The organism is Paenibacillus wuxiensis (assembly GCF_040195695.1).
GTDB classification, from domain to species: Bacteria; Bacillota; Bacilli; order Paenibacillales; family Paenibacillaceae; genus Paenibacillus_B; species Paenibacillus_B suaedae.
On record NZ_JBEFZI010000014.1, the window covers coordinates 132,840 to 140,000 of the forward strand.

The window sequence follows — 7,161 nt, forward strand, 5'->3', positions numbered from 1 at the left end:
TTTACATGCAATGGTAAACCTCTTTTACTTGTAAGCTTTGGATTTTTCCAAAATCGCTTTTATGAGCGATGCGTTTGTTGGAGCATAGTCTCTTTCCAGCATCTGCTCGTGCTTGCCGTTTCCTAAATAGAAGTGCAATTGTCCCGATGTTAACTCGCTCCAAGACGTCCATCCGCGTTCTACTTCGCCTATTGCTTCTGACGATTGGATCAGATAAATGTCTGCTCGAACTTCTCCTGTCGTTTCCATATTATCGATCCAATTGTTGTAAGCCGTTATGTTTTGTCTAACTTTTTCTGCGTCTAGTTCTGGAACATAACGAAGAAATAGAGAAATTTCTTCTTGCAGCGTCTCCAGGTACTCTTCTTGCATCATGTTCAAGGAATGCGAATTTCTTGGGTAGGCATCAAGCATAATGATGCCGGCTACTTCACGATTTTGTTGTTCCAGCTGCTTGGCCACTTCAAACGCCAGATTACCTCCGGCAGAGTAGCCCAACAAATAAAGCGGACCCTGAGGCTGCATCTTATGAACGCTTTGTGCAAAGTATGAGGCTACATCTTCGCAGCTAATAAAATCATAGGCATATATAGCAGCCGTATCTCGCAGTAATGTCGCCAGCATCGTGAATACTTGACCAAAGCCGACGATAGGCGGGAAGCAATGCAAGGTTATGCCGTCTGCATTGTTTCCGTTCCACACGGACACTCCTTCAGTTGGCTGCTTCGCTAGATCGTCTGGGCTGCTTCCGCTTTGAAGGTGATCAGCGAGTTCCATAACCGTCGGGTAAGCGAAGGCGGCACTAAACGAGATGTCCACGTCCAATCTACGGCGAGCTTCACCAATCATTTGAATTAGCTTCAAAGAATGTCCGCCTGCATCGAAGAAGTTATCGTGAATGCCGATCCTCTCTAGGCTGAGAATCTCCTGCCAAATGTCCGCAAGCGCTCGTTCGAACGCATTTCTTGGCGCTGTATAATTTGCTTGAAGAGGCTCATTGAGCTGTATATGAGATAAGCCTCTGCGATCGACTTTGCCATTGGCTGTAAGCGGCAGCATATCCAGTTGCACGAAGCGCGTCGGAATCATATAGGCTGGGAGCTGCTTGGATAAGGATCTCCGCAGTTCTCCGGCCACAAGCTCGGTATCCGCTACGACATATGCGAATAGAAGCTTCTCCTTCGCTTCATTTTCGCGAGCGATGACCGCCGCTTCTTTCACTTCCTTCACTTTCGCCAGAGCTGCTTCCACTTCGCCCAGCTCTATACGGAAGCCATTTATTTTCACTTGGTCGTCTGCACGCCCCAAATACTCCATGTTTCCGTTAGACAGCATTTTTGCCAAGTCTCCTGTGCGATACATCCGCTTTCCAGGGGCGAATGGATGGTCTACGAACTTCTCTGCCGTCAAGTCGGAGCCGTTGAGGTACCCTCTCGCGACTCCATCTCCAGCAATATAGATTTCTCCCGGTACCCCTATCGGCACTTGCTTGCCATCAGAGTTGAGCAAATAGATGCTGACATTCGCAGCCGGTACGCCAATGGGAACCGACCCGCTCGTATCGGTTGCCGGATCGTATCGATAAATCATGCAGCCGACAACCGTTTCTGTCGGACCGTATTCATTGAATATCTCGATTTCTCCACCAAATTGGTCATAGATGCTTCTCGCCAGATCCGTGGCAAGATTCTCTCCACCGATAATCAGCTTGCGGATGTTCGAACCGGGCGTGACCTTCAATTCCTTAATCAAACGTAAATGAGCAGGCGTCAGCTTGACAATGTTGACTTGATTATCGGTTACAATCCGCTCAATTAATAACGCTTTGTCTTCCCCGCTATAAATCCGAATCAGACTGCCTGTAAGCAAAGGCGTAAATACGGATGTCACCGTCAAATCGAAGGAAATGGAAGAGTACAGCGGGAAATCTAGCTTTTCTCCGGCAGCATATACGTTTTTCGCCCACCATATATAATTCGTCAGGCCCTGATGAGTAATCATTGCTCCCTTCGGATTTCCTGTCGTTCCCGATGTATAAATCACATAAGCAAGGTCGTTGGCGCTTGATACCGGCTCGAGATTCCATTCTTCTTCGCTGTAGGCGGCCTGATCGTTTAGATCAATAAGCAATCCTTCAAACTGTACGCGAGCCAGTAAATGATGCTGCGTGAGAAGCACCTGCGAACCGGAGTCCTCCAACATGTAACGAATGCGTTGTTCCGGATACTCCGGATCAATCGGCACGTAAGCTCCACCGGCTTTTAGCACACCTAGTATGCCGACGATCATTTCCACCGACCGATCCGCCAAAATGCCGACCAATTGATCCGCTCGTACGCCGGCTGCCCGCAATGTCCTTGCCAATCGATTGGAACGAGCATTCAGCTCGCTGTATGTCACTTGCTCTTCTTCATGAACGATGGCTACCGCTTCTGGCGTTTTTTCCGCCTGCCGCTCGAACAATTGGTAAACCGTTGCTTCTCGAGGATATTCCGAAGCTGTCGCATTTCCTGCCGCAAGCTGTGCGCGCTCTTCCGCAGTTAGGATCTCTAACGACGCAATCTGTGCCTGCGGATTTGCCGTAACCGCATGAATCAACTGCTCGAAGTGTTTTGCCATCCGCTCAATGGTCTCTCGTTTGAACAAGGAAGAAGCGTACTCGATGCTGCACGAAATTCCGTTCTCCATCTCTGCCAGTTGGAAGGTTAGGTCAAACTTCGCTACGGAATGTTCGATTGTATAAGGCTGGATGTGCAAACCTTGGATTTGCACATCTCTTTGCTCCACATTTTGTAGAACGAACATCGTATCGAAAATTGGGTTGCGGCTTCTATCCCTTTTGATCTGCACCTTCTCGACCAATTCTTCAAATGGATAGCCTTGGTGCTCGTATGCATCAAGCATCGTTTCTTTTACTTCTTCTACATACGATAAAAATGTTTTGTTGCCTGCCGGATAGCTACGTATCGCTAACGTGCCTACAAACATCCCCACCAGTGACTCCAAGTCGCTATGTGATCTGCCTGCAATCGGCGTGCCGACAACAATATCCTCTTGCCCTGAATATTTATGCAGTAAGGTTGTATATACCGCCAGCAGTACCATATACAGAGACGCTCCGGTTTCTGCCGCTATTCGTTTCAAGCTCCGGCGGAGCGGAGTCCCAAGCATAAATGACATCGCTTCTCCCTGGAAGCTTTGCACCACAGGCCGGACATAATCGGTTGGCAGCTCCAGAACAGGAATAGGCCCGCTGAACCTGTTCAACCAATAGGTCTCCTCCTGCTGCTTGCGCTTTTTTTGCGTCTCGGACTGCTGCCATGCCGCGTAGTCTTTGTACTGAATACGCAGAGGCGGAAGTTCTTCCCCTTCATACAAGCGAGCAAATTCATCAACCAAAATGCCTATCGATACGCCATCGGAAATGATGTGATGCATGTCGAGCACGAACAAATAGCGTTCAGACGTAAGCTCTATCAGCCCGACGCGTAAGATCGGAGGCTGCTCAAGATGAAAGGCGCGAATAAATGTCCGAACGGCTTCCGCGGCTTCCGATTCGCTTGCTTGCACATATTCCGGAGTGAAGCCAACCTCATGATGCACACATTGTACAGGCTTGCCTTCTTCCATGTGAAAGCTTGTGCGCAGCGTCTCGTGACGGGCAATAAGCTTGTGAAGCGCGGATTCAAACCGCTGCCGGTCAAGCGAACCATTGAGTTCCAGCACTATAGGCAAATTGTAGCTCAAACCCGTTTCTTCGAGCTGGTGCAAGATATACAGCCGCTTTTGCGCAGAAGACACTGCATAATACCTCTTCTCTTCGACAGGTTCGATAGCAGTGAACATCTGCTGCTTTCTATCCGCAATGGCTTCGGCCAGCAGCTCGATGGTGGAGAAACGGAATACGTCCCGCAACGGTACGTTCACTTGCAGTTCTTTATGCAGACGGCTCACCATGGCCGTAGCGCGCAAAGAGTGACCGCCGATTTCAAAGAAGTTGTCGCGTACACCTACACGGTCAAGACCAAGTATTTCTTGCCAAATGTACACAAGCTGCGCTTCGACGCGAGTTCGGGGCGCTGCATATTCAGCCGCGGCTAGAAGGTTTTCTTCCGACGCCGGCAGCGCTTTTCGATCGATTTTACCATTTGCCGTCAGCGGTATCCTTTCGATCTGCACGAAGTGCGCAGGAATCATATAATTCGGCAATCGCTGAGCCAAGTGTTCTCTCAGTTCGCCTGCAGCCAGTTTCCGATCGGATACAACGTACGCACATAGCTGATCTTGTCCGCCCGCATCCTCCCGTGCGACTACGACCACTTCTTGAACCGACGACACCTTCAACAGCTGCTCTTCCACCTCACCGAGCTCAATCCGGTAACCCCGAATCTTCACCTGATCGTCGATACGCTCCAAGTACTCAATGTTCCCATCTGGCAACCACTTGGCCAAATCGCCCGTCCGGTACATCCGCGTACCTGGTTCGAATGGGTTGCTCACAAACTTCTCCGCCGTCAGCTCTGGAAGATTCAAGTAACCCCTCGCCAATCCTACGCCCGCAATGCATAATTCCCCGGCTACGCCAATCGGTTGTAACTGATCGTTCTCATCCACGATATAGATCCGATGGTTCAGAATTGGACGACCGATAGGTACCAGCTTGCCGGTAGAAGCGCCAGTAGATGCTGGCCATATCGTTGCTGCAATCGAGTCTTCTGTCGGACCGTAAGCATTAAAGTACATCACGCTGTCTTGCCACTGCTTGACAAGTTGAACCGAACTAGCGGAGCCCGCCGTGATCAATTTCTTCAAACTTGGCAGATCATCTGGTTGTAAGTAGGCTGCATACGTTGGGGGCAAAGTTGCTATCGTAATTTGATGGTCGTTCATATAGCTCTTACATAATTGATGATCCAAAATCGTCGATTTGGTAGGAATATGGAGCGTTCCACCCAAAAATAACGCCTGAATGATCTCCCAGCACGACGCATCAAAAGACAAACTCGCGAATTGGATTACATGTTCCTGTTCTCCGAGTTGTAGTGTGTTTGCAAACATCTGTTTCAAATTACACAAACCGCGATGCTCAACCATAACCCCTTTCGGTTTGCCCGTCGTTCCCGACGTGTAGATCACGTAGGCCAGATGATCCGCTGTCGCGCCCGATTCCACATTCGAACCGTCTTCCATGTACAGTTGTTCGTCATCCAGCATCAAACACTGGCCGGCAAAAGTCACACGCTCTACCAAATGACTTTGTGTCAGCAGCAGCTTCGCACCCGAATCCTTTAGCATATAGTCAATCCGTTCCGCTGGATATTCCGGGTCAATCGGCACATACGCCCCACCGGCTTTCAAGATCCCGAAAATACCCACAATCATCTCCAGCGAACGCTCAACCAGGATGCCTACCAGTTGATCCGGCTCTACGCCCTCCGCTTGCAGCGTTCTCGCTAGATGATTTGCTCTTTCATTCAATTCACGGTATGTCAGTTGGCTGCCCTCGTATACAACAGCCACTTGATTCGGTGTCCGCTCCACCTGTTCTTCAAATAACTGGTGAATCGTCTTGTCTCTCGAAGAGTCTGCCGCCGTATCGTTGAATTTCTCCACAATCTGCGCCTTCTCTTCTTTGCTCACGATCTCGATCCATGACAGTTTCGTCTGCGGTTCATTCACGATGACATCGATCACCTGTTTGAAATGCCCAGCCATCCGCTCGATCGTTTCTTTCTTGTACAGGGAGGTGGCATACTCGATGCCGCATACAATCCCTTCCGATTCCTCCGCCGCACTGAATGTCAGGTCAAACTTGGCCAAGTTATACTCGAACGGATAGGAACTAAATGTCAAGCCTTCCAGGCTCAGTTCTCTTCGCTCTATGTTTTGCAGTACAAACATCGTGTCAAAGATCGGATTACGACTTACATCTCTTGGCACATCCAGCTTGCTCACCAAATCTTCAAACGGATAATCCTGGTTTTCATAGGCGCTTAACGTATTTTCTTTGACTCCCTGCAGATACTCCCGGAACGTCTTCTCCCCCACTGGGGCGTTGCGGATCGCCAGTGTATTCACAAACATCCCCAGAATCGGCTCCAGTTCCGTATGCGACCTGCCTGCAATTGGCGTTCCCACGACAATATCTGCCTGTCCGCTGTACTTGGACAGCAAGGTCGTATATACCGCCAGCAATACCATATACAACGTCGTTCCCGTTTGCGAGGCCAGTTGTCTTAATCCTTCGCTTCTTCGCTCGTCGATCACGAAGTCAAGTCGATTTCCTTGAAAGCTTCTGACTGGCGGCCGGGCATCGTCTATAGGCAGATCGAGCACCGGGATTTCTCCCGCAAACACACCCAGCCAGTACGCTTCCTGCTTGCTCATCCGCTCACTTTGAGCTTCCGTTTGCTGCCATGCTGCATAATCCTTGTACTGAATGCGTAGCGGCGGCAGCTCCGCTCCCTCATACAACTGAACAAGCTCCTGAGTGAGGATGCTCATGGAAGCTCCGTCAGAGATGATATGATGCATATCCAAGAGCAACAGATGGCGATCCGGTTTCAGTTCGAGAAGTCCCACCCGCAAAAGTGGCGCCTGGCGAAGATCAAACGGCCGCACGAACTCTTGAATATGCGCCTTCTCTTCCCCTTCTTGTACCCATGCATACGCCATGGCAAATTCCACGTCCCGGTGCACACGCTGTACTGGTTCACCATCGACCAGCTCAAAGGCTGTACGCAGCGTCTCATGACGAGCAATGAGACTGCGGAATGCCTCTTCCAAGCGATTGCGATTCAATGCTCCTTCAAGTATTAGAACGCCCGGCATGTTGTAGCTCCGCTCTGCCCCGTCGATCTGCTGCAAAATGTACATCCGTTTCTGCGCCGAGGACACCGGGTAGTAGTCCTTTGCTTCGATGAGCGGAATGGCTGCATACTCCTTCTGCTCCGACCCGGAGATCGCCTGCGCCATCTCTTCGACTGTCGGACAACGGAACACGTCTCTTAACGGAATCTCCGCATTCAGCGTCTGATGAATGCGTGATACAAGCGTCATTGCCCGGAGCGAATGGCCCCCGATGTCAAAGAAGTTATCGCGGATGCCGACACGCTCCATCCCCAGTACCTCTTGCCAGAGCTGCGCCAGCTTCGCTTCCGT

At 50.3% G+C, this 7,161-nt stretch carries 1 protein-coding gene; it reads right to left on the minus strand.

The features are described from left to right. Nucleotides 1-24: 24 nt before the first annotated feature. Nucleotides 25-7,161: non-ribosomal peptide synthetase (locus tag ABN764_RS26230; protein ID WP_446673560.1), on the minus strand; the 7,137-nt coding region annotated here is incomplete at its 5' end.